At 35.5% G+C, this 23,630-nt stretch carries 23 protein-coding genes and 1 pseudogene; 11 read left to right on the forward strand and 13 right to left on the reverse strand.

What is annotated here, in order from left to right:
- Window positions 1–5: 5 nt before the first annotated feature.
- From FG27_RS03690 to FG27_RS19105, 3 genes are all read right to left on the reverse strand, one after another.
- A complete protein-coding gene (locus FG27_RS03690; RefSeq protein ID WP_037315673.1) occupies window positions 6–203 on the reverse strand; it encodes a hypothetical protein in 198 nt (65 codons plus the stop codon).
- 146 nt (window positions 204–349) lie between these two features.
- A complete protein-coding gene (locus FG27_RS03695) occupies window positions 350–1,465 on the reverse strand; it encodes a hypothetical protein (protein WP_037315676.1) in 1,116 nt (371 codons plus the stop codon).
- Between the two features lie 56 nt (window positions 1,466–1,521).
- Window positions 1,522–1,659, reverse strand: coding sequence for a hypothetical protein (locus tag FG27_RS19105; protein ID WP_156101197.1), 138 nt, complete (start codon window positions 1,657–1,659; stop codon window positions 1,522–1,524).
- A gap of 100 nt (window positions 1,660–1,759) precedes the next feature.
- On the opposite strand from FG27_RS19105, the gene FG27_RS19110 reads away from it, so the two are divergent.
- The 8 genes and pseudogenes from FG27_RS19110 to FG27_RS03725 all read left to right on the forward strand — a co-directional run bounded on the left by FG27_RS19110 (window position 1,760) and on the right by FG27_RS03725 (window position 10,096).
- Window positions 1,760–1,915 (forward strand): hypothetical protein, encoded by a 156-nt coding sequence (locus tag FG27_RS19110; RefSeq protein ID WP_156101198.1) that lies wholly within the window; start codon window positions 1,760–1,762, stop codon window positions 1,913–1,915.
- 3 nt (window positions 1,916–1,918) lie between these two features.
- Window positions 1,919–2,044 (forward strand): hypothetical protein, encoded by a 126-nt coding sequence (locus tag FG27_RS19510; RefSeq protein ID WP_255351512.1) that lies wholly within the window; start codon window positions 1,919–1,921, stop codon window positions 2,042–2,044.
- A gap of 57 nt (window positions 2,045–2,101) precedes the next feature.
- Complete coding sequence (gene tnpB, locus FG27_RS19580; protein WP_369794135.1) at window positions 2,102–2,356, forward strand: IS66 family insertion sequence element accessory protein TnpB; 255 nt, start codon at window positions 2,102–2,104, stop codon at window positions 2,354–2,356.
- A 207-nt stretch (window positions 2,357–2,563) separates the two neighbouring features.
- Window positions 2,564–2,764 (forward strand): annotated as a pseudogene (locus tag FG27_RS19330) (hypothetical protein); the annotation flags it as partial.
- Between the two features lie 281 nt (window positions 2,765–3,045).
- Window positions 3,046–3,921: an exonuclease domain-containing protein gene (locus FG27_RS03710; protein ID WP_037315682.1), complete on the forward strand. Its 876-nt coding sequence runs from the start codon at window positions 3,046–3,048 to the stop codon at window positions 3,919–3,921.
- A gap of 50 nt (window positions 3,922–3,971) precedes the next feature.
- The gene (locus FG27_RS18600; protein WP_051935744.1) at window positions 3,972–6,647 is read left to right on the forward strand and encodes a tellurite resistance TerB C-terminal domain-containing protein; all 2,676 of its coding nucleotides are present in this window, start codon (window positions 3,972–3,974) and stop codon (window positions 6,645–6,647) included.
- 3 nt (window positions 6,648–6,650) lie between these two features.
- Window positions 6,651–7,961 (forward strand): ATP-binding protein, encoded by a 1,311-nt coding sequence (locus FG27_RS03720; protein WP_037315684.1) that lies wholly within the window; start codon window positions 6,651–6,653, stop codon window positions 7,959–7,961.
- Window positions 7,961–10,096: a DEAD/DEAH box helicase gene (locus tag FG27_RS03725; RefSeq protein WP_037315687.1), complete on the forward strand. Its 2,136-nt coding sequence runs from the start codon at window positions 7,961–7,963 to the stop codon at window positions 10,094–10,096. Before FG27_RS03720 ends, FG27_RS03725 begins: the two co-directional genes overlap by 1 nt.
- Window positions 10,097–11,248: 1,152 nt before the next feature.
- Here FG27_RS03725 and ltrA read toward each other — a convergent pair.
- Window positions 11,249–12,511 (reverse strand): group II intron reverse transcriptase/maturase, encoded by a 1,263-nt coding sequence (gene ltrA, locus FG27_RS03730; protein WP_037315690.1) that lies wholly within the window; start codon window positions 12,509–12,511, stop codon window positions 11,249–11,251.
- Window positions 12,512–13,324: 813 nt separating this feature from the next.
- On the opposite strand from ltrA, the gene FG27_RS19205 reads away from it, so the two are divergent.
- From FG27_RS19205 to FG27_RS03745, 3 genes are all read left to right on the forward strand, one after another.
- Complete coding sequence (locus FG27_RS19205) at window positions 13,325–13,849, forward strand: BfmA/BtgA family mobilization protein (protein WP_051935745.1); 525 nt, start codon at window positions 13,325–13,327, stop codon at window positions 13,847–13,849.
- Window positions 13,849–14,874 (forward strand): MobB family relaxase, encoded by a 1,026-nt coding sequence (gene mobB, locus FG27_RS03740; RefSeq protein WP_037315694.1) that lies wholly within the window; start codon window positions 13,849–13,851, stop codon window positions 14,872–14,874. Before FG27_RS19205 ends, mobB begins: the two co-directional genes overlap by 1 nt.
- A 112-nt stretch (window positions 14,875–14,986) precedes the next feature.
- Window positions 14,987–15,667 (forward strand): hypothetical protein, encoded by a 681-nt coding sequence (locus tag FG27_RS03745; RefSeq protein ID WP_037315698.1) that lies wholly within the window; start codon window positions 14,987–14,989, stop codon window positions 15,665–15,667.
- 153 nt (window positions 15,668–15,820) lie between these two features.
- On the opposite strand, the gene FG27_RS03750 is transcribed toward FG27_RS03745, so the two are convergent.
- From FG27_RS03750 to FG27_RS03790, 9 genes are all read right to left on the reverse strand, one after another.
- The gene (locus FG27_RS03750) at window positions 15,821–16,816 is read right to left on the reverse strand and encodes a transporter (protein ID WP_231563250.1); all 996 of its coding nucleotides are present in this window, start codon (window positions 16,814–16,816) and stop codon (window positions 15,821–15,823) included.
- Window positions 16,791–17,936 (reverse strand): cytochrome-c peroxidase, encoded by a 1,146-nt coding sequence (locus FG27_RS03755; protein ID WP_231563252.1) that lies wholly within the window; start codon window positions 17,934–17,936, stop codon window positions 16,791–16,793. Before FG27_RS03755 ends, FG27_RS03750 begins: the two co-directional genes overlap by 26 nt.
- Window positions 17,878–18,675, reverse strand: a complete 798-nt coding sequence (locus tag FG27_RS03760; RefSeq protein ID WP_037315704.1) for an MbnP family protein — start codon at window positions 18,673–18,675, stop codon at window positions 17,878–17,880. Before FG27_RS03760 ends, FG27_RS03755 begins: the two co-directional genes overlap by 59 nt.
- 88 nt (window positions 18,676–18,763) lie before the next feature.
- Window positions 18,764–19,096 carry a hypothetical protein gene (locus tag FG27_RS18605; protein ID WP_156101199.1) on the reverse strand — a complete coding sequence of 111 codons (333 nt, stop codon included), beginning with the start codon at window positions 19,094–19,096 and terminating at the stop codon, window positions 18,764–18,766.
- Window positions 19,097–19,142: 46 nt separating this feature from the next.
- A complete protein-coding gene (locus FG27_RS03770; protein WP_051935748.1) occupies window positions 19,143–19,586 on the reverse strand; it encodes a hypothetical protein in 444 nt (147 codons plus the stop codon).
- A gap of 76 nt (window positions 19,587–19,662) precedes the next feature.
- Window positions 19,663–20,031 (reverse strand): hypothetical protein, encoded by a 369-nt coding sequence (locus FG27_RS03775; RefSeq protein ID WP_037315707.1) that lies wholly within the window; start codon window positions 20,029–20,031, stop codon window positions 19,663–19,665.
- Between the two features lie 370 nt (window positions 20,032–20,401).
- Entirely contained in the window at window positions 20,402–22,261 is a 1,860-nt protein-coding gene (locus tag FG27_RS03780; RefSeq protein ID WP_037315710.1) for a serine hydrolase, read from the reverse strand.
- A 9-nt stretch (window positions 22,262–22,270) separates the two neighbouring features.
- Window positions 22,271–23,323, reverse strand: coding sequence for a serine hydrolase (locus FG27_RS03785; RefSeq protein ID WP_037315712.1), 1,053 nt, complete (start codon window positions 23,321–23,323; stop codon window positions 22,271–22,273).
- A 3-nt stretch (window positions 23,324–23,326) separates the two neighbouring features.
- Window positions 23,327–23,584 carry a hypothetical protein gene (locus FG27_RS03790; protein WP_156101200.1) on the reverse strand — a complete coding sequence of 86 codons (258 nt, stop codon included), beginning with the start codon at window positions 23,582–23,584 and terminating at the stop codon, window positions 23,327–23,329.
- Window positions 23,585–23,630: the final 46 nt, after the last annotated feature.

Raw genomic sequence — 23,630 nt, forward strand, 5'->3', positions numbered from 1 at the left:
TTAGATTATTTACCCCCATCTTTTTCGTCAAGAAAATTATCAATTTCAATCGTTGCACGATAATATAAGAAACTCGCAATTGTCAAGTATTTTATTTTTAATGACTTTTGTTTTAAATCATCATCAACAAACATCATAGGGTAATACAAATAGTATTTTGGATTATACTTAATAAATATTGGATCTAATATTCTTTCGATCATACTCCTATTAAGGCCCTGAATATTCAAATATTCATTAATTAGTTATATGCTTTGAAATTCAAGGGAATTACCAAGAATTTTCATTGAATTTTCGTAAGTGACCATCCCTATTTATCATTTTTAATTAATGGAAGAATACTAATTAATTACTGGTAAATTTCGTTGAGAATTTGCAATTCATCATTCGTCATAGGTAAAATATCAATATTAGTCCACTCTCGCTTTTTCTCAAATTTTCCCGTTATTTTATTAAATGCATCCTTCTCATTATAATTATTTTTGATCTTGGTAGTATTCTGACCTAATTTTGAATGAGTAAGAGCTAATTTGTTTTCTAAAACATAATTGTAGATAGACTTATCTTCAAAATATCCATCAATATCATTAATTACTCTGGCAAACGATAAAACATAATTACCATTATCTAATGGCATATATTTAATTAAAGAGCCTGTCGAATTAATTCTAACTGGTTGATTTTTATTTAATTCGATATCATTTTTCGGCTTGGATTCTTGATATATTTCTAATATTGCTAAATCCTTTGAGTTCAAATACAAATAACCTTTTCTAGTAAAATTATCTTGCTCGCCCGAAAAATTGATTTTATAAAAACTTTCTCCTTCTCTAATAATAGTTCCGGAAAATCTAAAGTCAAAGTCCTCTAAATCTTCAAATATTCCGCCCTGTCTCCGAACAATATCTACTTTATTCAAAACGTCTATCAGACCTCCATAAAAGTCAACATGTTCAAATGGTTCAGTTCTTTTGATTTTGTTTATCCGGCAAGTATAAGGTTTAGATAAATTAGGCCTATAAGAAGTAAATATTGATTCTATCATCTCTACGCCCTTATTATTTTCTTTCAAAGAATATCTGAATATTCCTTCTTGATTAATTGGTTCATTGACATAATTCAATTTTATATTGCTTATAGCCTTTTCTATGGAATCCTTAGTACTAAAAGTTTCAAGTACAACCTCATCTAGCTCATTGACCAAAGGATTTAAGTAGATAGTATCCTTAATGTCGGTACTATGGATTTTTTTTATTTTGTAATTTAAGTGGGATAGCTGAACATAAATTTCATCTTTATTTAAAATGAAATTTCCGTCATCATTAGTAATAGCCCCTCTATTATTATGATAGCTAATATTTACAAACGGTATTGGCGCCATACTGATTGAATCTACAACCATGATTTCTTGTGCATGCACCATCAAGGAGTTAATTATAAGAGTAATTAATAAAATCTTTTTCATCTATAAATGAATAAACCACTAGATTTAAATCTAGTGGTTATAATTAAACAAAAAATCTAAAGTGTCACTTTTAGGCCAACTGTACCTCTACAATCTCCACTAGTGCAGGCAGCTTCAGAAGTTGGTTTCCATTCGGCCATCTCTAACCTTTGTTCAAGCATTTCAACTTGAAAGTCTTTAGTAGAATTTTCCATACTAAAATTAATTTAATTTCTCTACTCTTTAAAGTATCTGGTTGGCTAAATGCATCTGGTGTAAACTTAAGATAAATTCTAGCTTGCCTCCAAAAAAGAAATGGATAAGCAAGCCTATATGTATGAGTTAATTCAGGAATGGGAAGTTAGTGGTTTAAGTAAAAAAGATTTTTGTCACAACCATGGGATCATTCGGAGTAATTTTTATTACTGGTTCAAAAAATGGAAGAACAGCAAATCGGAAGCTCCGGATTAATTTATGGAAATTACCCTAGGTAAAATGGATTCCTTCCACGCTCAATATCGACTGAAATATCCTAATGGAGTACAGCTGGAAATCTCCGGAATTGTCTTGAACCAATTAGCGGCTCTGGTAAACCTATAACCCATGTTTAGTTTAAGTTCCTCCAATCGGTACTATCTCTTTAATCAGCCCTGCGATATGAGAAAGGGTTTTCTGGGTCTATCGGGACTGGTCACCGCTAAAATGGCCAAGGATCCCATCAGTGGCGATGTTTTTATATTCATCAATCACAGGGCGACTCATATCAAACTCCTGCACTGGGAATCCAGGGGTTTTGTTATTTATTATAAACGTCTTGAAAAAGGAACGTTCTCACTTCCTAAAGTGCTCCAGTCAGGCAGTGTTAGTTGGAGTCGGAGGAAACGTGTGCAAAATAGATATCAATACAGATGAAGGTAAAAGTCGAATTATTAAAAGCCTCAGAAACATATTAGCCTGGACATATGAAGAAGGTGATAAACAGAAAGTAGAGCACTAAAGCTTTTGAAGGGCTTATTGCTCGTTTTCTAAATCAGTTTTGCTTTTATATTCTCTTTTGAAATAAGAGAAATTTTGAAAGCTTATATATTTGAAAAATGGGGGTAAACTTATTAATGATTTCGGCTGCACTTGTATAGCCGGAAATTAATTGATTTTTGCGTTAAGCACCAGGCTGGCACACTCATTTTATTAAATCAAGAAGAGAAGATAGGTGTCGCTAAAGAAGAAGAATTTTTACTTAGGAACTGGAGCTATTATGAACTAATAACAAAAATAAAATACAAGGCCGAAAAAGCCGGTATTGAACTTATAACGGATTGATAGTATTTTTGAGGGGGCTTGTACACCCACAAGGTGAGGTTGAAAACTACACTCACTAAATGCGCTTTGCATATACAACGGCGTGGGCTTTCTTATTATAATTTAATAAAAAGACTTCAACCCTCTTTAGTCCATAAGGTTTAGATTGGAAACAAAAGAATTAGAGTTAAAAATTATCTATTCAATTTTTTTCTTAAATTAGACCACATCTATGTTGTGGATTGAACCACCCTACCTCTTCAATTCCATTATTCAATTTATTTTATTAAATAATTAATTTAATGGAAAATTCTACTGAATCTAAATTTCTGGTAATTGACGTCGAAACCGCTAATCCAGATTTTTCTAGTATTTGCCAAATTGGGATAGCCGAATTCAACAACGGCGAATTAATTAATACCTGGGAATCACTAATTAACCCTGAAGACTATTTTGATTCCCATAATATCTCCATACATGGTATAAACCCAAATATGGTTAAGGATGCTCCAACCTTACCTGAAATATCTCACATAATTAAGGGCCTTGTCGAAAATCAAATACTTTTTCACCATATGCCCTTTGATAAAATTGCTTTAAATCGTGCGTTTATAAAATATGAATTAGACTTTCTCGATACTTGTTGGGTCGATTCTGCGAAATTAGTAAGAAGAACTTGGAAGGAATTTTCCTCATCTGGATATGGCCTAAAAAATATATCTAATTACCTGGGAATTAAATTTAACCATCATAATGCCTTAGAAGACTCAATAGCAACAGGAAATGTTATACTAAAGGCTTTAGAGATCAATAATTTTAAAATCGGAGATTGTATTGAGCGACTTAGAAAACCTGTAACTACCTATAAGAATAATTCAGTTTCAATTAAATTAGAGGGAAGTCCTGAGGGACCTTTATCTGGGGAAAATATGGTTTTTACTGGGTCATTGTTTCTAACAAGAGCGGAAGCCGCAAAAATGGCGGCTGAGATGGGATGTAATGTCTCCAATTCAGTAACCAAAAAAACAACAATTTTAATAGTTGGCTCACAAGACAATTTCAAATTAAATGGTTATAAAAAAAGCTCAAAGCACAGGAAAGCCGAAGAACTTCTTTTGAAAGGGGTGGATTTAAAGATAATGTCTGAAGATGACTTTCGTAATTTAATAAATAATTAATCAGATTCGTATCTCTCATTCCAATCTGGCAACTTTTATCATAAACCCCAATGATTCCTAAATTTTTATATAGCCTTTTAATAATCCCACTTCTTTTATTTCAATCAGAATCTCAACATTATAAAGCAAATTCTGATGTCAATTTAAGGAATGGTCCTTCCACTTCATATCAAGTTCTTGATGTTTTAAAAATAGGAGACACAATTGAATTAATTGAAGAATCAAATACCTCATGGGCAAAAATCAAATTTAATGGAAATGAAGGATACTCCTCCTTGAGATTTTTCGAAAAAGTAACTATACCCACAGAGGAAGTGAATAATTCTTCATCCATAGACGCTGTTGATCGTGAAGAGGAAGATTATATTTCTAAATTTTGGATCCAATGGTTAGCGATTGGAGGCCTATTATCCCTCCTGATTTTTTATTTAGGAAAGCGGAAGAGAAATAGGACTGCTGCAGTACTTTTATCCCTGTTCACAGGGTTTATGGGACTACAAAAATTCTACCTCGGTAAATTTTGGCAAGGTTTATTTTGCTTAGTTTTCTTCTGGACTTTAATTCCTTTCCTAATTGGTCTTTATGATATGGCCAAATTATCTTTTATGGATGAGGAAAAATTCCAGCTCATGTACAATAATATTATTTCTGATTTTAGGAAAGAAGGTTTAAAAGAGGAAACAATAAATAAGAAGAGAAATTTTGCATCAGAAAATTTTGAAAACACCTCCATGTCTTCAAATGAGGATATAGGTGCCGAGCCTTCGGCACAAAATAAAAGATCATCTAAAAAGGTTATAAATTCTGACACTAATTACCCATCTTTTAGGTATCCTCCCAACTCCATAAATTCTAATCCTATATATAGTGAAAATGAATCCCAGGAAATTCTAAATAAAGATGATTCCAGCTTTTTTGATGACTCTATTATTGATATTAGCGAGGAAGCAATAGATACCCAAATTCCAGAACAGCAAACTGAAGGGGAAACACCTGCTACTAAAAATAATATAAGTCAAGATTTTAATGATGTTCCATACTGGAGGCAATTTTATGTCTATTCTTATAAGGATATCTTATTGGCTAGCGAGGCACAAAAGAAATACTATAAATATTTTCGAAATAAAATTTTGGAAGGTATTAAAATAGATATTGACGGAAATACCAACTATGCTTTCATTCTATATTTCGATTTACTTCAAGACTATGAGAATCATCGTGATGTTGTTACATTAGAAAAACAGTTCAAGTTGCTAGGCGAATGCTGTTCCAAAACCAGAAGTTATTCTCTTTATTCACTCATTGATGTATTAAAAGAAAGAAATGATGAGTATTCCAAGAAGAAACTTGAAAAGCTTCAAGATCCTTATTCGCGATACGAATTAGGTTTCTCAGACTACGATCCTTATTCTTATAGGCTTGGTAGAAGATATAAAGAAAAGCTTCAGTTAACCGAAAAACAGGAAACCTGGTTAAATAAATTTCATAATCCTTCAAATGTCTTCAATTCAATTGAAGGTTGTTGTATTGCAATTATTCAGCTTTATTTAAAAGTTTTAGGTAATCTGGATGAAAAGTTAAAGATAGAAGGCAGAGACCTAAATACAGAAGTTACAGCTTTGAAAGAGCAAGTAAAGACGCAGTCCTCTCCCTATAAAAATGTTTACGATTTTAACTTTATGGAAGAAAGAGTACAAGAAGAAATCTTCCTTACTTTTTTTAAGAGGACCGAAAATGTAGTTAGGAAAAAATTCCATCACAAAAGAAAAATTTCAGAAGAATTCTCAATTACTGAAAAGAAGCTAAATATTCAATTTGAAGAAAATTTAGGAGAATCCTTTAATCAAATTTTAAATGAAAAAGATAATTCCATAGCAACACCAGATTTACCCACGCAAATTGAATTAAATGAACAAAATGTAAATAGATGGAAGATTGAATTTAAGGAAATATCCTCCTATTTGATTGCAAAAGAGAAAAATAACTTTATCCAAAAAATCGGGGATTTGGAAACTGCAAACCAAAAAAATCCCAACATAGAAAATATATTTTTTGAATCATCTAAGGCAATAGCTAAGTTCGATAGAACCAAAGCATTAGAGTATTATGTAAAATATATAAATTATGACCTTAACTCAGATAAAATTCATAATAAAAAATTAACTAAGACTGTTCAAAAATCCTTATTTCGGAACCAGGAAGAATTGATCAATTTTGAAAAAATAATTCAAAATTTAATTGATAATAGAAACCTGACCAATGCATTAAATGAAATAAAGGATTTTTACAAACCAAAAAGAAGGAGGATTGTTCTCAATCAAAAAGAGATTGAGGATGTCAAAAATAAGCATAATAAAACAGTAAGTATTCTATCTGGTTATTTAGAAGACGAAGAAAAAGAGATTCAAAAAATAAATGATTCTGAAGAAGTTGAATTGTCCTTCACAAAAGTTACTGCTTCACATACATCCCTATTTTTAGAAGACTTAAATCTAAATCCCTTCCACGAAGAGATGTTAACTAGGATAGCGAGTAATTCTTTTTCAATTGAACAAAAAACAGTTGAGGAGATGGCACTTGAGAAAGGACAATTAAAAAATCAGCTTATTGACGATATTAATGAAATATGCTCTGAAATTTTAGAGGGTGAATTTCTTATTGAAGAGGATGAAGATTACTACATAATGGAAGAATCTTTTTATAAAGATTTAATTAAAAAACAATAAATAATGGCAGCAAAAATTCGAGCAAAAGAATCAAAGGCGATAATTAATTCCTTATCAGGTGGTGTCGTACCGAGGATAGGAGTCCAACACATAACCGTCGGCCGAAAATTAGAAATTGAAGCTTTCACCTCTGCATTAGATGATGTTAAAAATGGTCACAGTATGTGTAAGTTTTGGATTGGGGATTTTGGTTCCGGTAAATCTTTTATGTTACATCTTTTAAATACCGTTGCCATTAAACAAAAATTCGTAGTAGCAAATGCTGATTTTACCCCTGACAATAGATTATATTCAAACGATGGTAAAGCCTTAGCCCTATACAGAGCAATAATGGACAACGTTGCTATCCAATCTAAACCAGAAGGTGGTGCTTTATCTACCCTTTTGGATAAATGGATAGAACAGGAAATATCTTCAACTGCTCAAAAAAATGGAGTTTCAATCCTGGAAATTCGTGATGAAAAATATCATCAACATATTGAACAAAGCCTCATGCTAACTGTAAACGAAGTTACTGATACTGGAGGTTTTGATTTCGGAGTGGTAGTTTTGAAATATTATGAAGGTTATATCAAAGATGATGATTATATAAAAAGAAGTGCCTTAAAGTGGCTAAAAGGAGAATACACTACGAAAACCGAAGCTAGAAAAGATTTAGGAGTTCGAGAGATAATCAATGACTTGAATTACTATGATATGTTGAAAAACTTCTGCCGATTGTTTGTAAGTATAGGATATAGTGGTTTTATGATAAATCTTGATGAAGCCATCAACCTATACAAAATATCCACAGCCCCTACACGAGCGAAAAATTATGAAAAAATATTATCAATTTTCAATGATTGTTTTCAGGGTAAGGTTTCCAACTTATTTATCAATTTCGCTGGAACAAAAGAATTTTTAGAAAATGAAAGAAGAGGCTTATTTAGCTATGATGCATTAAAAACAAGGTTGGAAACAAATAAATTTGAAACAAATGAATTCCGTGATTATTCCCAGCCAGTAATTAAACTAAAACCATTAAATCATAGCGAAATATTTGTTCTACTTAAAAATTTAAAAGAGATTTTTGATTCAAATTATGATGTCCAAATCAATATCAATGATGATGATATAAAACTCTATATGGAAGAAGTTTTTAATAAGCCCGGTGCTGATGAATTTCTTACCCCTCGTGAAGTTATAAGAGACTTTTTAAATATTTTAAATATTTTAAGGCAAAATCCTTCAGCTGATAAAAAAGACTTGATATCCCGAATTGAGGTTTCTGATGAGCGTCCGGAAGAGTATATAGATTCAATAGAAGAGTTATAATGGCGTATAAGTTATTGTCAGAACCTATAAGGAAATATATTAGAGCACAGGGATGGGAAGCTCTTAGACCTATTCAGGCAGCAGCAATACAAAAAATTACATCTACTGACCTTAATTATATTTTAGCATCTAAGACAGCCTCAGGAAAAACCGAAGCCGCTTTTCTTCCAATACTTTCTAGCACTAATTTTAATGAGAAGGGAGTTCAGGTATTATATATTTCTCCCCTCATAGCCCTTATTAATGACCAAGTCAATAGAGTTGAAGACTTATGTAAAAACCTAGAAATAAATGTCACCAAATGGCATGGAGAGGCTAACAGGTCTCTAAAGAAAAAATTGATAAAAAATCCTAATGGAATTGTATTAATTACTCCTGAGTCAATTGAGGCAATGTTTGTAAATGCACCGTATAACATCACTAATCTATTCGGCAACTTAAAATTTATAATTATTGATGAAATCCATTCTTTTTTAGGAGTAGACCGTGGCCTCCAACTGATGTCATTACTTTATAGAATTCAAAAAGAAGCCAGTCAAAACATACGTGTTATTGGACTCTCTGCTACGATTGGGGATGATAACTATATCCACGCAAAAAAATTGACGGGTAATGCACCAAATACTAAGGTTTTATTGGACAGGACGAAAAAACCTACTATAGCAAAATTTAAATTCTATGAATCCACTTCAAAAGAGTTACCTCTAGACTTATTGAAGGATCTATACCTGGAAACTAAAGAAAATAAAGCCTTGATCTTTCCAAATAGTCGTGGTAGAACCGAAGAGGTTGCAGTAAAACTGCATAGAATATCAGATAGACTCAATGGACATAAAAACTACTTCTCTCACCATTCTTCAGTCGATAAAGAAATTCGAGAAAGTGTAGAATTTTTTGCTAAGAACAATATAAGAAACAACTTTTGTATTTCTGCGACTTCAACATTGGAATTAGGAATTGATATTGGAACAGTAGAGAAAATAATTCAAATTGACTCTACACATTCTGTAGCATCATTAGTGCAAAGAATTGGTCGGAGTGGCCGTAAAGACGGGCAGAAAAGTATGGTATGCCTATATGCCACTGACAAATGGAGCCTTTTACAATCCCTTGCTTGCTGGAGCTTATACCAAAAGGACTTTTTGGAACCTATCCATACTGCATTAAAGGCTTATGATATTTTATTACACCAATTATTATCTATCGTAAAGCAATATTCAGGAATCGAGATTAAAAATCTGGCCAATCTGCTCTCTACAAATCCAGTTTTTGAAAGTATTTCTACGGATGAAATTGAAAAACTCATTAATTATTCAATTGATGAAGATTATCTTGAGAAGATACGAAGTGAACTTATTTTAGGACTGGCGGGTGAAAAAATTGTCAATTCCCGAGATTTTTACAGTGTTTTTAATACTGAACCAGATTTCAAGGTAATCCATTCAGGAAGAAAAGTTGGACAAATTCCTTTCTCTCCTCAAATCAAGGTCAATGAAAATCTGCTTTTAGCAGCGAAAATCTGGAAAATTAAGGACATTGATTTTAAAGGTGGTATAATAGAAGTTATACCGGCGAAAGATGGCAAAGCGCCATCCTTTTCTGGAGGAGCTGGGGGAATACACCAAGAAGTTAGAAAAGAGATGTTGAAAATATTAAAATCACAAGCCGATTATGAAGAGTTAAATCAAGAATGCATAGATATTTTGAGCGAACTTAGATTTGAATTTAAAAAATTTCTAATTCAAAATTTTGATACGGACCGCCCCCTGATTAAAAAAGAAAACCAATTTGTATTCTATACATTTTCAGGTACCAAAATAAATAGGAGCCTATCTTTCCTTCTGGGAGTTTCAGGGACCGATGTAATATTAAATGATAACAACAGCTCCTTAGAAATACATGCAGACTCCTTTTCCAAAGTCATCTCGGAAATTAAAAAGAATTACAATAATGTAGACTTACATTTAAAGGAAAAGCTTTTGGAAAATGATAATTTATTAGCCTTTTCTAAATGGGGAATTTATTTGCCTTTGGATTACAAGACCGAAATCGTAAAAGAAAGATATTTCGATTTTGAAGGAGCAATTAATTTAATTGAAAATTTAAATATAGTAGAGCATAAACGGGCAACATAATATATTCCTGCTAAGAGTTAGTAGTTTTATAGTTCTAAAATATTCCTAAAGAGCATAATATTGATAGTTTCGATAAGCCATTAATTTTATTTAATTTTTCTGAAAAATTGGTGTCAGGTAAAGGTCAGTGATATATTTCCATACCCGTTCAGCCCATTTCCACGGCATTTCGCAAAAGCTTCATTCCGGGAAAAGCGCTTCTCTACAAAGGTCTTGGACACCATCGAAGAAATTGCGACTTCCATTACGCTAATCCGATGAAAAATCGGATCGCTTCATTCCACTCGAAGTTTTTCGATGAAGTCCGCTTGATTGAGGTCCAGATCATAGTTCTTCCTTCCCAACAAAGTGGTGGTGTTTCCTGAGCTATATTCAACATCATCCTTACGCCCCTCCCCTTTTTAGGATGCAAATAACAACATCCTTTCCTGTACAGCGGCATAAAGCCGATTCGGCTTTGCCTACTCTTTTTATACGCTTTACCAGGCCAGGATGTTGTAATGCAAATGCATCGAAAAAAGGTAATGTGACGGCGCTATAGGAAGTAAATCTATAAGGAAACGGTAGCCTCTGTTCAACACCTGAAAAAGCTTTGATCGAGTCTATGGTTAAAATTCAAAAAAAAGGAAAATGCTCTAGATATAATAAGTAAATCTATTTAAAAATGAATTCAATGAAGGTTAGGTTATCTATTCTAAAACTGGATATGTTTTTTAAAGATAACAGTGGAAATTTTTGAATGGTTTTTAGTCTCCTTATTCAAAAATCTGCGTTTTCAAAATTCTTGATTTGATTCAAATTTTAAATTTTACCTCAAATTAAATCAAAATACACCAAATCAAACGAAAATTTCATTTTCAAAAACACCCCAGAAATAGTATTTTAAAGTACTGATTTTCTGTTTCATACCATTACAGAGATTCTTCGGTTTTGACTTTCGCTAAATAATAAAATGCTTCGAAAAGGAATAGGGTTTTCCTTGATTCCTTTTTTCAAAAAAGCAGTTGGTGCAAACCAACATGTATGAAAAATTTTGTCCCGCCTGCGGGACGAAATCGAATGTCGAGTAGGTAAAGGGGAATTTCACCCCTAAACCTCTCACAGAACCGTACGTGAATCTCTCAATTCATACGGCTCCTCTCAGCCAAGACTTTAAGGTTTAAGCCCTGAATATTGCCAATGTTCAAACAGGTAAGGTTCGAGCCTGCATATTTTCTGTAGATGTCGTAGCGCAAGGACCCACTGCTTTCGCTTAAACCTACGGTACTTATTACGTATCCATTTTGTCAAGCGAATGTGCAATGTTCTAAATAGCTTCTTAAGGCCTCCCAGTCGAAATTTACCGTAGTAGTTTATCCATCCTCTGATTTTAGGCCTCAACAGAGATGCAATTTTGTTCAACGTGAACTGTACCATTTTATGAATGTTCATCCTGAAGAGCTCTTCATTTATCCTGTTGATGCTTTTCTGACTGATGGCAGGGGTGAAACCTAGTTTCATTATGCCCCTTATTTTGACTACTCTGGGTTTAAAGGTGTGGCCCAGAAAATCGAACTTCTGGAACTTGACTTTAAACCTTGGTCTTTTCTTCTGATTTCTGCGACAGTAAACTATTCTTGTCTTCTCCTGATTCACTTCCAGTTTACACTCTTTGAATCGTCTTTCGATTTCTTCAAGAAGTCGATTAGCTTGAGGCAAGTGGTAACAATGAACCACAATGTCATCAGCGTAACGTTCAAACTGGATATCAGGATAACGCTTTTGGATCCACTTGTCGAATACAATATCCATAAAGATATTAGCTAATACAGGACTGATTACTCCGCCCTGTGGTGTGCCTTTACCATTTGGATTATGCAGCGTTCCATCCGATAATTGCACTGGTGCCTCCAGCCACCTTTTCACGTAAAGCAAAATATGCTTCTCCTGTGTATGGTGCTGAACAGCTTTCAGTAGCAGTTCATGATCAATATTGTCATAAAATCCTTTTATGTCCAAATCAATGGCCCAGCTATATCGTAAACAATTTATACGACATTGGCTCAAGGCATCATGTGCAGATTTCCTGGGACGATACCCAAAACTGCTTGGACTAAAGGTGTGATCAACTATTGTGTTTAACTGCGATGCAATTACTTGTTGGGCAACCCGATCAACTACAGTGGGAATACCCAAGGGTCTCATTTTACCTTTCCCTTTTGGGATTAGTACCTGTCGAACAGGTTTAGGGAAGTAACTCCCACTGGCCATCCTGTTCCATAATGGGTACAGATATTTCCGTGGTTGACTACTTACTGTTTCAATGGATAATCCATCTACTCCAGCACTCCCTTTGTTGGCTTTTATTCTCTTAAAAGCTTCATTTACCTGCAACCTGCTAATAGGTTGCGTCTTGTGTTCTTCATTAAAAATCATCCTTAAATTTCTTTAAGTTGTAATACAATAAATGAACATGCTTGAGTGAAGTCCTTTGCTCACAAGATGATTAATCTTGTTCTCTAGAGTATTTTCGCTACTACGACTTCATCCGTCCCAATACCTAACGTCGCTACTTTCTGGTTCTTCCGCTTCGGGATTTTTACCATTTTTGCTTCTCATTTAGATATTGGTTCTCCTGTTCCTTGATAATGCCTGAGTATGATTCTTGCCTCCTATATGCCGGGTGTCGTATGGTCAGTAATCAGGTATCCACCATACTTAATCTCTCGGAGCTGCTCTCTCCTCGATTTTGACACCGTAAAGGTCACTTTCGACACGTCCATAGAGGTTCACTTACGTTCAACTCCCATACTCTCACCAGATCTTGTCGCTCAGTACCTGTTCTCTTAAAACAAGCACCACAAGGCGGTTTGAACAATACGCCTGAACATCTTGTTCGATAGGCCAACATTTTACGAAACGGTACCGTGAGACTTCTAACTTACCATCTGAAAATGGGGTTAGCTCGTTTCTGTTTCTTCATAAAATTCTATCATCATTATCAAAGTTATGTTATCATTTCAATGAACTTTTAGGTTCTATTATACTCCCGTGATAACTCAGGACACACAGCAAGAGGGTAACACGTTGCACGGTGTTATTCGATTTCTTTTTTGGCAAAACCCTGTGTTTATAGGGCTTTCTAAAATTTAAATTTTAAAAAGTATCCACCCGACTGGATATACCCCACTGGAAAGGCTCGTAAAACAAAGGTGGCCATAGCCAGTAAATAGTAAAATAGTATCCATTATGGCGAAATCAAGACTACAATTAAAAGCAAATACGGCAAAGCGGTTCCGGGAGTTTTCTAAGAAAAACAGTAGCAACCAGTCTGAAACTTTAGACCTAGTCCTGGACTTTTTTGAGCAAAATAACCTCTCTCCTTTTGAAACTTTAGTGCCCTCAAAAGTGAGCCTGGAACAACTGATTAAAAAAAGGATCGATGCCGTGATCGCCATCCTTAAAAATATTGAGAAGACCCAGACCAAACCGAGCTTGTTAATGCTGGAGTTACTAATGGAAGGGCGATCGGTTCCAAAACTTCAAGTGGCCAAAAAAGAAAACATTGTTGCTACTGATAAAAAAAGCCTGGCACAATTGGAATTGGAAATTTCCAGGCTTGAGGAGTTATTAAAAACTACCAAAAGAGATCTGGAGTACCTCATTCAAAATGTAGAAATAAAGAGTAATGCTTTTGGATCAGATTATCTAAAACTCAATATCCCTCGGTCAGAATTTGAACATTATAAAATAGCCATCAAACAAAAAATCTAATGTATATCAGCATCTCTCCTCAGAAAACCGGTGCCGCTTTTTCCAAAAGTGCAGGGGATTTTGTGAACTATCTGGAAAAAGAAAACGAAGGAAAAAGCCCGATGGAAAAGGAATATTTCTTTAATCAGTATGATGATAATATAAAACCCTACGAAGTGATTAAAGGAATTGATGGGAATACTGCGAAATTAAAAACCAAAGAGCCCAAATATTACTCGATTACTATGAGTCCCAGCCAGTACGAATTAAAACACATTCGTAACAATCCTGAAAAGCTAAAGGCCTTTGTCCGTGACGCGATGAAGGAGTATGCCGCGTCTTTCAATCGGGAAATAGGTGGCAGGCCTGTGGGTGTTGATGACCTGAAATATTACGCTAAAATTGAATACGAGCGAACTTATAAAAGTAACGATATAGCAGTAAAAGAAAATAAACCCTATAGCAAGCAAATAGCGCACCTTAAAAATGAACTTCGGAAGGTAGAACGTGGGGAGATTTCAGGGCGCACCAGGAAACTTGAAAATAAAATTCAAAAGCTAGTCCGGGATGCGCCTTATAAAATCCAAGGCAAGGTGATAGAACCGGGAATGAAAAAGGAAGGACTGCAAAGTCATGTCCATATTATCGTAAGCCGAAAAGATGCCTCAAACAAATACAGTCTTTCTCCCGGTAGTAAATACAAAGCTTCTGAAGTGGAGATGCATGGTAAAATGGTCAAGCGGGGTTTTGAGCGGGATCGCTTTTTTCAGAATTCTGAAAAAGCTTTTGACAAGATGTTCCAGTACAACCGGAATTATGTGGAAAGTTATGCTGCTAAAAAGATGCTGAGTAAAGATCTAAAACAATATTTTTTAGGCTTAAAAAACCTGGGGATCAATGAGAAAAAGATCGCTTTTAAAATGATCCGACAAGCGGGCTTGCAGTTGCCCGTATTAAACCTGCCGACTAATAAAGTTGGTTTCATCTATAAACAATTAAAAAAAGTCATCGAAACCGGTATTAAATCAAGTTCTATCGGTTATTAAAATTAACTGTTATGCTGTCAATTATTCTTTTTTTTAATGCAACACCTGGAATTGAATTTTCCCAAAGATATGAAGAAGCAAAAGCGATATACAAAACTGAAAACTTACGGACATGAGCCAAGTCAATTACATTAGCCACTTAAATGGGGTATTGCGTAAATTCGCTGATGATGACAATATCTCGTCTTCTCACCGCAGTTTATACCTAGCATTTTTTGAATTGTGGAACCAAAAACGTTTTCCAAAGACGATTATGCTTAACAGTAAACAGGTGATGGCACTGGCCAAAATACGTTCCAGAACGACCTACCACAAATTACTTCGGGACCTAACAAACTGGGGATATCTTAAATACCATCCCTCCACTAGTCCACATATGGGATCGCTCGTGGAGATGTCCAGATTTGATACACAACCTGATCAAAAAATGGACAGGACTTATCCAGTTTCTGAACAGGTACCTGTCCAAAAATTGGTATCTTTTAATAAACATAAGAGTAAACATATAATAAACTCTTTTATAAATACTTGTCCAAAAAATGAACAAGAGGTTATTGAGTTTTTCAGAGAAGAAAAAAGAAGCGTCCTGGAGGCTAAAAATTTCTATAATTTTTATGAATCCATAGGCTGGAAATTAAATGGTAAAAATCCGATCACAAACTGGCAGGCCTGTGCCCGAAATTGGATGCTAAAGGCTAATGAGATAAAAAAAGAGCTAAAGTCTAATTCACTGTCCCGATGGAGGGACAACTTGCATACTAGTAAGGATAAAAATTATGGAGAGCCGTTATAGGGAGATAGGCTAATTACTGCTTTATGTATAATAAATTCAAACCAATTATGAATTTTTCAATAATAATAGTAATATCCTTCAATATCAAAATACTGAAGGATATTATTTCTAAGGTACGCTCATTATTTAAGATTACAGATAAATACCCGAATTTTAATAAAGTGTATAATTGAGATGAATCCCTAATCGTTGAATGGCTTCCACATTCCCCGAATTCAAATTTTGGACAATGGGCAGCATAAGGTTTACGCCCATAGAAAACCTATTATAACTCGTTTCCAGGCCTAACCTCCCAAAAACAATATCACCTTTAGTATCTCTTACCCCTTGCCCGTAATTTTTGTTTTCCCCAAAAACTTCCCCAGAAATTCCAACAGCAGGGGTTAACCCCCAAATCGAATTTGTGGTAATATTTTTGTAAATATTAATCCCGTAATTTAACTGATTTCCAAATTCATAAGCATCAGCATTTTCGGTTTTAATGGTATAATTAAGCAGCGCCCCGGCACCCCAGGTTTTATAAGTTACCAAATAATCTGTAGCAAAAATATAATCCCAGCTACCGGTACCTACCTGGAAACCGGGATTTACACTGCCTTCGTTATTAGCCCTGTTGTATTCCCCTGTAGGAGCCTTTAAACCACCTCCAAGTGACAAACTATGTTTGAACAAAACTTCCTGCTCGGGCAACCATCCATCCATCTTTGGGCTAATAAGTTTATAAAAAGCCAGGATATTGATATCGCCCAGCCCTGAAATATTTTGGGTTTCCCCATCTTCAAATTGCCTATTATGAAAATGGTAGGGAAGGATGGCATTTAGCGTTATTTTTTCTGAAACCTTTATTTGGGACCAAGCTTGCAGGGTATTAAAATGTTCATCGATCCAGGGGGAATTGTTATAAATCCCATCTAAGGACCGGTAATGTTGATTGATGTAGCGCAGTCCCACAAAATTATTGTTCAACAGGGTACCATACCCCATACTCCCGCCATTCCCACTACAGCCGCAAATATCACATTCTTCCCAATAGTTCAAAGTTTCAAAAACAGAAAGACTGTCTTTTACTTTAGCACTGCCCTTTAGCGGAAATATCCACAAAAGACTTATTATAAATACGGTTTTAATATTCAGCAAATCGTTCATCATTTAAATAAGTTTCATCGGTAAGGGTGTTCATAAAAGCCAGCAAAGCTTCTTTTTCTTCTTCGCTGAGATTAATCCCCAACCTGTTATTTTGTTTTAAAATTGGATCCAGGGTTTCTGAATCATGCACGCCACTGTCATAAAAATCAAGTACCGATTCCAGGCTTCCAAAGCGGCCATCGTGCATATAAGGAGCGGTAACCGCAACATTCCTAAGGCTTGGCACTTTAAATTTATAGCGGTCGCTTTTACTGCCACTTACTTCTTCCCTCCCCACATCATTAATCCCTGGGTAAGGCGGCAATCCGTTATTCCTAAAGGCATCATCGGTAAATAAATCAGAAGTATGGCAACTGGCGCATTTTTGCTGAAAAACTTCTAATCCATACTTTTCCTTATCGGTAAAATCACCACCGTTTTCGCCACGCACATGCTTATCGTATTTGCTATCGGCTGAAATCATCATCACCATAAATTGAGATAAGGCTTTAAGCATATTTTCATTATTTACCGCTTCATTCGTAAAAGCCGCGGCAAACAGCTGCCGGTACTCCGAATCGTTTCTAAGTTTAGCAATTACATTTGTCATCGTTTCCCCCATTTCCACTTCATTAGTTATGGGAATAATGGGAAATAAATCTAAATGCGAAGTAGCGCCGTCCCATGCAAATTCCTTCTGAAAAGCCATATTTTGGATGGCCGGTGCATTTCTTATTCCTTCCAGATCGTCTATACCGTGGCTAAACTGATGCCCGTGATGGGTAAAGGCAAAACGTTGCTCGTGGCAAAAGCCACAGGAAATAAATCCATTTCCAGATAAACCCCCTTCATAGAATAGTTTCTTCCCCAACTGAAACCCGTTTTTTGTAGGCGGATTGGCTTCCAAATCGTAGGTCATAGCCGGAAAATTAGAAGGAATATTCACTTCTAAATTTTCATCTATCGGGATATATTCCGCCTCTTCTTTTGAGCAGCTGAACAGCAATAGGCCACAAATTACCGGTAATAAGCGCTTTTTTAGAAAGTAAAATTTCCCCGAAGATGAGTTCGGGGAAATTCTTGGCTTAATGGTGACCACCTTCTCCATTGTGGATATGGTGAACGCTAAACATTTCCAGCGCATTTTCTGCTATTTGTGGAGATTTTACCTCATCGATCATCACTACCGGGGCCTCAGATAAATGGATTTTATGGCTACCGTCCAGTATGGTACCGGCATCCACTTCAAAATGAACCAGCGGACTTAAAGTGGCGCTAACCACCGCATCTGATGGGAAATTCACCTCAACTTCCTTATAATTATCCAGGCTGCTCCCGTGGCTGCCCATATGGATTTTAAATTCGGTTGCTTCGGTATGGCTTTCTGATGTAAAAGTTCCTTCGAAATTCAGGAATTTATAACCGGCCTGCCAGGACCACATCATTTCGTTTTGCTCGGCTATTTCCAGGAAATCACCCTGGCCTTCGGCTCCTTGTTGGTATTTTTCCTGGTCAACCCCTACCCCAAAGCGTATGGCTGTATAATTTCCTGCCGGAATATTTTCCAGGACCACTTCAGTTAGGTTATTTTCTTCACTTATCACAAAATAACTTTCGTCTTTGGGATAGGTAAATTCTTCCCCATTTTCATCGATAAGTACAAAATTGCTCACAATGTAGTTGAAACGGTATATGCTCAAGGTTTCATTATTCCCGTTCGAATAAGTTGTGCTGCCGAGCAAAAGATCATCCCCCGAAATGCTATTATCAAATTCCAGGGTAATATTGTTTTCCCCGGAAAGCGTTACTTCCTCATCATCGCTTTCACAAGAGGAAACTATAAAAAGGCTTAAAAGAAACAGTAATCTAAAATTATTTTTCATCGTTAATTTATTTAAATATATTCATAGTGCATCCTATACTGTGGCATTTTCCACAGCATTACGGATTTAAAAACCAATCATTTTTAGCTTAGCAAATGGGCGGTCTTAGCAACTGAATTTTAAATAAATAAGAATAGGTATTTGGTAACTCTCGAATTTCCTGCTTTCTCGAAGCGATTATGGACTGACCTATTTGATAGGTTCCCGGATCGCTAAAAAATACCAGTTGTATTTCGAAACCGGGTTTGGCCCTCTGTTCGCCGGGAAGTTGTTTTTCGGCCTCATCGGCAAGACTTTTCATTAGGTAGCACTGCCCGTTACAATTAAGTTCAGGCTTGTTTTTGTTTTCGCAAAGTACCCGGGCGATATAATCATAATTCACCATGTACTCCAAAACCGGAAAGACCGGTTTAAAGCACATAATAAACATAATTATATAAAGGGCGGGCGTTTTCAGGCTAAGTGTATTATTCGCTAAGCAAATCGCGGGCATGCTCCATACTCGAATTTACCGCATTCTTCATTTTTCTTACTTCTTCTAACTCTTTTTCTAGCCCCTGGTTTTTGGTAAGAATTTCTTCTTCAGAAAGCTCTTCCAATGCGGGCTGGTTTCTAACGTATTCATCGGTAAAACCGTGCATCCATTCCATCATAAAATCGTACGCATTTTCAAGGTCTTGATTCGCTTTAGCATACTTTTTAGTACTGGTAGAATCAGCATCAATTTTCTTTTTCAAATCCATAGAAAGGGCATTCAGTTCGCCCATTTTTGGCATCACCTCATCGTGAACTCGAAGTACCTCGTTAAAGTTTTGTTCATACGCTTTCTGGGCATCAGAAGTATTGTCACACGACCATAAAACTGCACCAAAAAATAGCAGTATGAACCAGTGTTTTTTCACCAGTTTCATAATTATCCTTTAATGTTTATAATAAAATAGGTAATCCGCCATTACCCAAGCGGATTAAAGTAAAATGTAAGATGCACTAGCTAATGGGTGGACGGAAGACTTGTCCTGCAATCAGGAATTTGTAGGATTCAATAGAATTAGTATTGATATGAAGTCGACTTTTGAACTCAAAGTCGAGTACCTTTGATGAAGCACGATTTTCAGTAAAATATAATAGTTGAAAATCTAATTTTTTAGAAGGGATTTCGGTAGGATCACCGGTTTCATCGGAAGCTTCTGCCAGAGATTGCATCAAGTAGCATTTACCGTTACACTCCAACTTTGGCTTATCTTTATTGATACACAACACTTCTGAAATATACTCATAGTTTAAAACATACTCCGCATAAGGCGAAAAAGGCCGAAGCACTATAAAAAGGGCGAGTATGGGAAACAGGTATTTCACTTTGCAAAGGTAATTTATAAATAATTTATGGTGAAATTTTATTTTTTTATTATAAAAAAATTTAAATAGGATGCTAGGATTTATTTGAGCATTTCAATTCCAGAAACGAATTATGGTTATATCAGAACCTTGTGCCATTCGTTGAAAATTACCTGAAAGCTTCTCAAGAATTTCCAAACGCTGATATTTATGTTTGTAGGTAATCTTGCTTCAATTAGAAGGTAAAAAACAACAAGTTTCTTTCTTAAAAACTTCAATTTCATATCTTAAATGTTATAGTACTATATTAATCAATAATGCAATAGGGCTTCATTAATTGAACCCCCATCTAGCTTATAGTAATACCAGAAATTATTTTGGTTCCAATACTTTAGTAATTCCATAGCATTATTGCAAACCACCCTTGAAAAGTACAATAAGCAATAATTATGGCAGATCCCATTATATACCATCCATTTAAAAATTTTCCTGTCGTGCTAAAGCTATTCCATTGCTTTTGTACAAAATATACTGCTGCAAAAAACAAAAAGGGCGCCAGTAAGGAAGTGATAAAAATAAATATTGAAAGGAAGCTTATACTGCCCAGCTTCTTCAGGCTGTCGAGCGAAGAATTCAGTAGGAAAATAATCAAAGAAGAAAAGATCAACCAATATGGCAATGCCAGGATAATTGATCTGTAAAGCCTGTCCTTCCGATTTCTCGTAAATGCAAAGCTAATCAGTCGAATTAGAAATAATATAGTTATCGTTAAACCTGCAAGTAAACCTAAAATCAATAAAGTCCTCAAAGTTAAAATCCATGTACTACTGACTGGAACCAGCACATCCTCATAGTAATAAAGAGACTTTTCGCCATCATTATCAGTAAGAAAAAGGGACGGCACAACTTCTCCATTCTCAATAAAAGCATTTCCGGAACACCAGGAATAACTTTCTTCACTTCCCAATCTTTCAATAGCAATTGAATCTCCTTCTTTTTTTAGTTTTAAAATATGAAAAGGATAATTGAACAAGCTAAAAATTTCATTCCGGGAATTTAAGATGCGGTACTCCCCTTCCCAAGCTTCAAATTTACTAGGAATCTCCTGTGCATTAGAGGTGCACACATTTCCAAGGGAATCTTTCCCGGCGAAATGATCCACTAAAATATCCAAAAGTGGACCGTTTCCAGCACCCCTGTTATTACTAATTGCTATCCCCAGGTTCAAATCCCTGCTATAGATAAAATCGGTTGCAAAACCATTTATGAAGCCATTATGTCCCAGGAATTTAAGTTCGTTTTCCCCAAAATTTCGTGTATACAGCCCCAAGCTATACCCTTTTTCAATATTATTGGCGTTTTCAAACCAGCCGTGGAGTTCTTCCATTTCTTCCACTCCCCTTTTTCCAATCAGCGGAATACTATTTTGCAATTCTTCGTTCAACAGGTACTGTAAAAACCGGGACATATCTTCTGCATTACTCAACAATCCTCCAACAGCTTCGCCGGTTAAATTATTACTTTTTGCTAATTTTTGCTTCCCTTCGTATCCCTTTGAAAATTGTGAGGATGGAAGATTCCTCATATTTTCACTAATAAATTGAGTCCAGGTCATATTCAAAGGAAACAGCACATGATTCCGAATATATTTTTGATACGGCTGACCTGTGATTTTTTCAATAAGATACCCCAGAATAATATATCCCGGGTTAGAATAGGAATGGACAAGGCCCGGCTTCCACCTACTTTTTAATGATTTTTCGTAAACACTTACTTCCTCTCTTGCGGTCATTCCGGGTGTAAGTCCTGTTGCAAAAGTAGAAAAATGCATATCGTCAAATCCTGCTTTGTGCTCCAGCAGATGTTTTACTTTAACGGGGTAATCTTCCTCCCATTTATTCTCAAAAGGAATTTCAGGCGCAATTTCTTTTAGTTCGCTATCTAAGTGTAATTTCCCCTCCCTTACTAATTTCATGATGGCAATTGCAGTAAAGGTTTTTGAAACCGAACCAATCCTGAACAAGGTTTCAGGATCGACAGGAACTTCGTGCAAAAGGTCTGAATGCCCCATTCCTTTTTGCCAAAGAATAGAATCTGCAGAAACCACAGTTATAAACAAACCAGGAATATTTTTCTTCTCCATAAATTCCTGAATGAAATCTTGAAAGGCTTCAGGAGGAACTGATTGTGCGTTTAGAGGTTTGGATAAAGCAAGTAGACATGCAAGGGTAAAAAATAGTACTCTTTTCATCGTATTGATCTAATTGATTTTTGTTGCTACAAGTTCCTGACCGGCTTGTTTGAAAATTAATTGGCCCTCATTAGCAGCATCTTTAGTGAATTCTATGCCTGAAGTACCATCAAAAAGGATCCCGGTGGTATAACTCACCAGGGGAGCTTTAAAACCTTCGGCAGTTAGGTAAAGAATATCATTCTCTCGCTTAATCGAAAATTTCAGGTTTGGACCTTCTAAATTATATTCCCCTACAAAACCAGAAAACTCTTTTGCTATATCCTTTCTGAAATCTGTAATTGCCCTGCCATTTAGCAAGTCCATTAAATCTGCCAACAATACATTTTTTAGTATCGTCCTGAACCTATTGTTATAGTAAAGCACCATATCGCCATTTTCAGGATTGTAATAGTTCCTATAGGCATACCCCTGATTGTTGCCCCCGTGACCTATAAATGTTTTTCCATTCACTACCAATTTCTCTATTCCAAGACCGTAACTACCATTTTTGAAATCGATCATCAAAGCAAAGTTCTCCTTTGAGAGAAGCGTTTCTTTCTCATACAGATGCTCATAAAACCTGACCATATCTTCTAAACTGGAAGCAATTGAACCTGCAGCGAAAGCGTAGTTTGCAAAAAACTTATAATTGATCCCACTGTAGACGTCTTTATACTCTTTTTCATTGGTAGGATGCACCAAATTCGGGATAGTTCTGGAAACGTAAGGATAGCTGTTGTACATTGAACAAGGTTCAAATATTCGCTTTTTCAGAAATTCGAAGTAGCTCTCATCATTGACTTTTTCCAATATTTCTCCCAGCAAAATGAAGTTAGTATTGGTATATTGGAATTTGTCAATTTTAGAGGTATCCCTTTCTGGAACATTTCGAAAAAGGTCCTGCCTAAACAATTGATCATCGGGATCATCGTATGCATCCCACTCTTGATCGCCCACAATTTCACCAAACCCTGTTTGGTGCCGCAGCAATTGTTTGATCGTTACGGTACCATCAATATTGGGAATAGAGGACAAAAAACTCCCAATGGAATCTGATAATTTCAGGTTTCCTTTCTCCATCTCTTAAAGGATCAGAACAGCTGTAAAGGTTTTGGTGGCACTACCAATATTGAAAACCTTGTTTTGGTTTCCTTGTAAAAAGTTGATACGTTCTTCTGTATAAACAACATCCTTTTTCAATAAGATGCCCATGCGTAGGTTCATTTCTTCATAATAATGTTCATATTTATCCTTAACCTGCTCTAATTTTTCTTCTTGGGCAAAAGTGGTTTGGAAGATTATATAAGCTATAACAAACCATAAGTACTTCATTGTTCTCATAACTATTATTCTAATTAGGTTATATATATTACATAGCTATACTATG

Source organism: Salegentibacter sp. Hel_I_6 (genome assembly GCF_000745315.1).
Taxonomy (GTDB): domain Bacteria; phylum Bacteroidota; class Bacteroidia; order Flavobacteriales; family Flavobacteriaceae; genus Salegentibacter.

Coding starts and splice junctions, on each gene's coding strand:
- FG27_RS03690 (WP_037315673.1), bottom strand. CDS start 203: ATGATCGAAAGAATATTAGATCCAATATTTATTAAGTATAATCCAAAA.
- FG27_RS03695 (WP_037315676.1), bottom strand. CDS start 1,465: ATGAAAAAGATTTTATTAATTACTCTTATAATTAACTCCTTGATGGTG.
- FG27_RS19105 (WP_156101197.1), bottom strand. CDS start 1,659: ATGGAAAATTCTACTAAAGACTTTCAAGTTGAAATGCTTGAACAAAGG.
- FG27_RS19110 (WP_156101198.1), top strand. CDS start 1,760: ATGGATAAGCAAGCCTATATGTATGAGTTAATTCAGGAATGGGAAGTT.
- FG27_RS19510 (WP_255351512.1), top strand. CDS start 1,919: ATGGAAATTACCCTAGGTAAAATGGATTCCTTCCACGCTCAATATCGA.
- tnpB (WP_369794135.1), top strand. CDS start 2,102: ATGAGAAAGGGTTTTCTGGGTCTATCGGGACTGGTCACCGCTAAAATG.
- FG27_RS03710 (WP_037315682.1), top strand. CDS start 3,046: ATGGAAAATTCTACTGAATCTAAATTTCTGGTAATTGACGTCGAAACC.
- FG27_RS18600 (WP_051935744.1), top strand. CDS start 3,972: ATGATTCCTAAATTTTTATATAGCCTTTTAATAATCCCACTTCTTTTA.
- FG27_RS03720 (WP_037315684.1), top strand. CDS start 6,651: ATGGCAGCAAAAATTCGAGCAAAAGAATCAAAGGCGATAATTAATTCC.
- FG27_RS03725 (WP_037315687.1), top strand. CDS start 7,961: ATGGCGTATAAGTTATTGTCAGAACCTATAAGGAAATATATTAGAGCA.
- ltrA (WP_037315690.1), bottom strand. CDS start 12,511: ATGATTTTTAATGAAGAACACAAGACGCAACCTATTAGCAGGTTGCAG.
- FG27_RS19205 (WP_051935745.1), top strand. CDS start 13,325: ATGGCGAAATCAAGACTACAATTAAAAGCAAATACGGCAAAGCGGTTC.
- mobB (WP_037315694.1), top strand. CDS start 13,849: ATGTATATCAGCATCTCTCCTCAGAAAACCGGTGCCGCTTTTTCCAAA.
- FG27_RS03745 (WP_037315698.1), top strand. CDS start 14,987: ATGAGCCAAGTCAATTACATTAGCCACTTAAATGGGGTATTGCGTAAA.
- FG27_RS03750 (WP_231563250.1), bottom strand. CDS start 16,816: ATGATGAACGATTTGCTGAATATTAAAACCGTATTTATAATAAGTCTT.
- FG27_RS03755 (WP_231563252.1), bottom strand. CDS start 17,936: ATGCGCTGGAAATGTTTAGCGTTCACCATATCCACAATGGAGAAGGTG.
- FG27_RS03760 (WP_037315704.1), bottom strand. CDS start 18,675: ATGAAAAATAATTTTAGATTACTGTTTCTTTTAAGCCTTTTTATAGTT.
- FG27_RS18605 (WP_156101199.1), bottom strand. CDS start 19,096: ATGTGCTTTAAACCGGTCTTTCCGGTTTTGGAGTACATGGTGAATTAT.
- FG27_RS03770 (WP_051935748.1), bottom strand. CDS start 19,586: ATGAAACTGGTGAAAAAACACTGGTTCATACTGCTATTTTTTGGTGCA.
- FG27_RS03780 (WP_037315710.1), bottom strand. CDS start 22,261: ATGAAAAGAGTACTATTTTTTACCCTTGCATGTCTACTTGCTTTATCC.
- FG27_RS03785 (WP_037315712.1), bottom strand. CDS start 23,323: ATGGAGAAAGGAAACCTGAAATTATCAGATTCCATTGGGAGTTTTTTG.
- FG27_RS03790 (WP_156101200.1), bottom strand. CDS start 23,584: ATGAGAACAATGAAGTACTTATGGTTTGTTATAGCTTATATAATCTTC.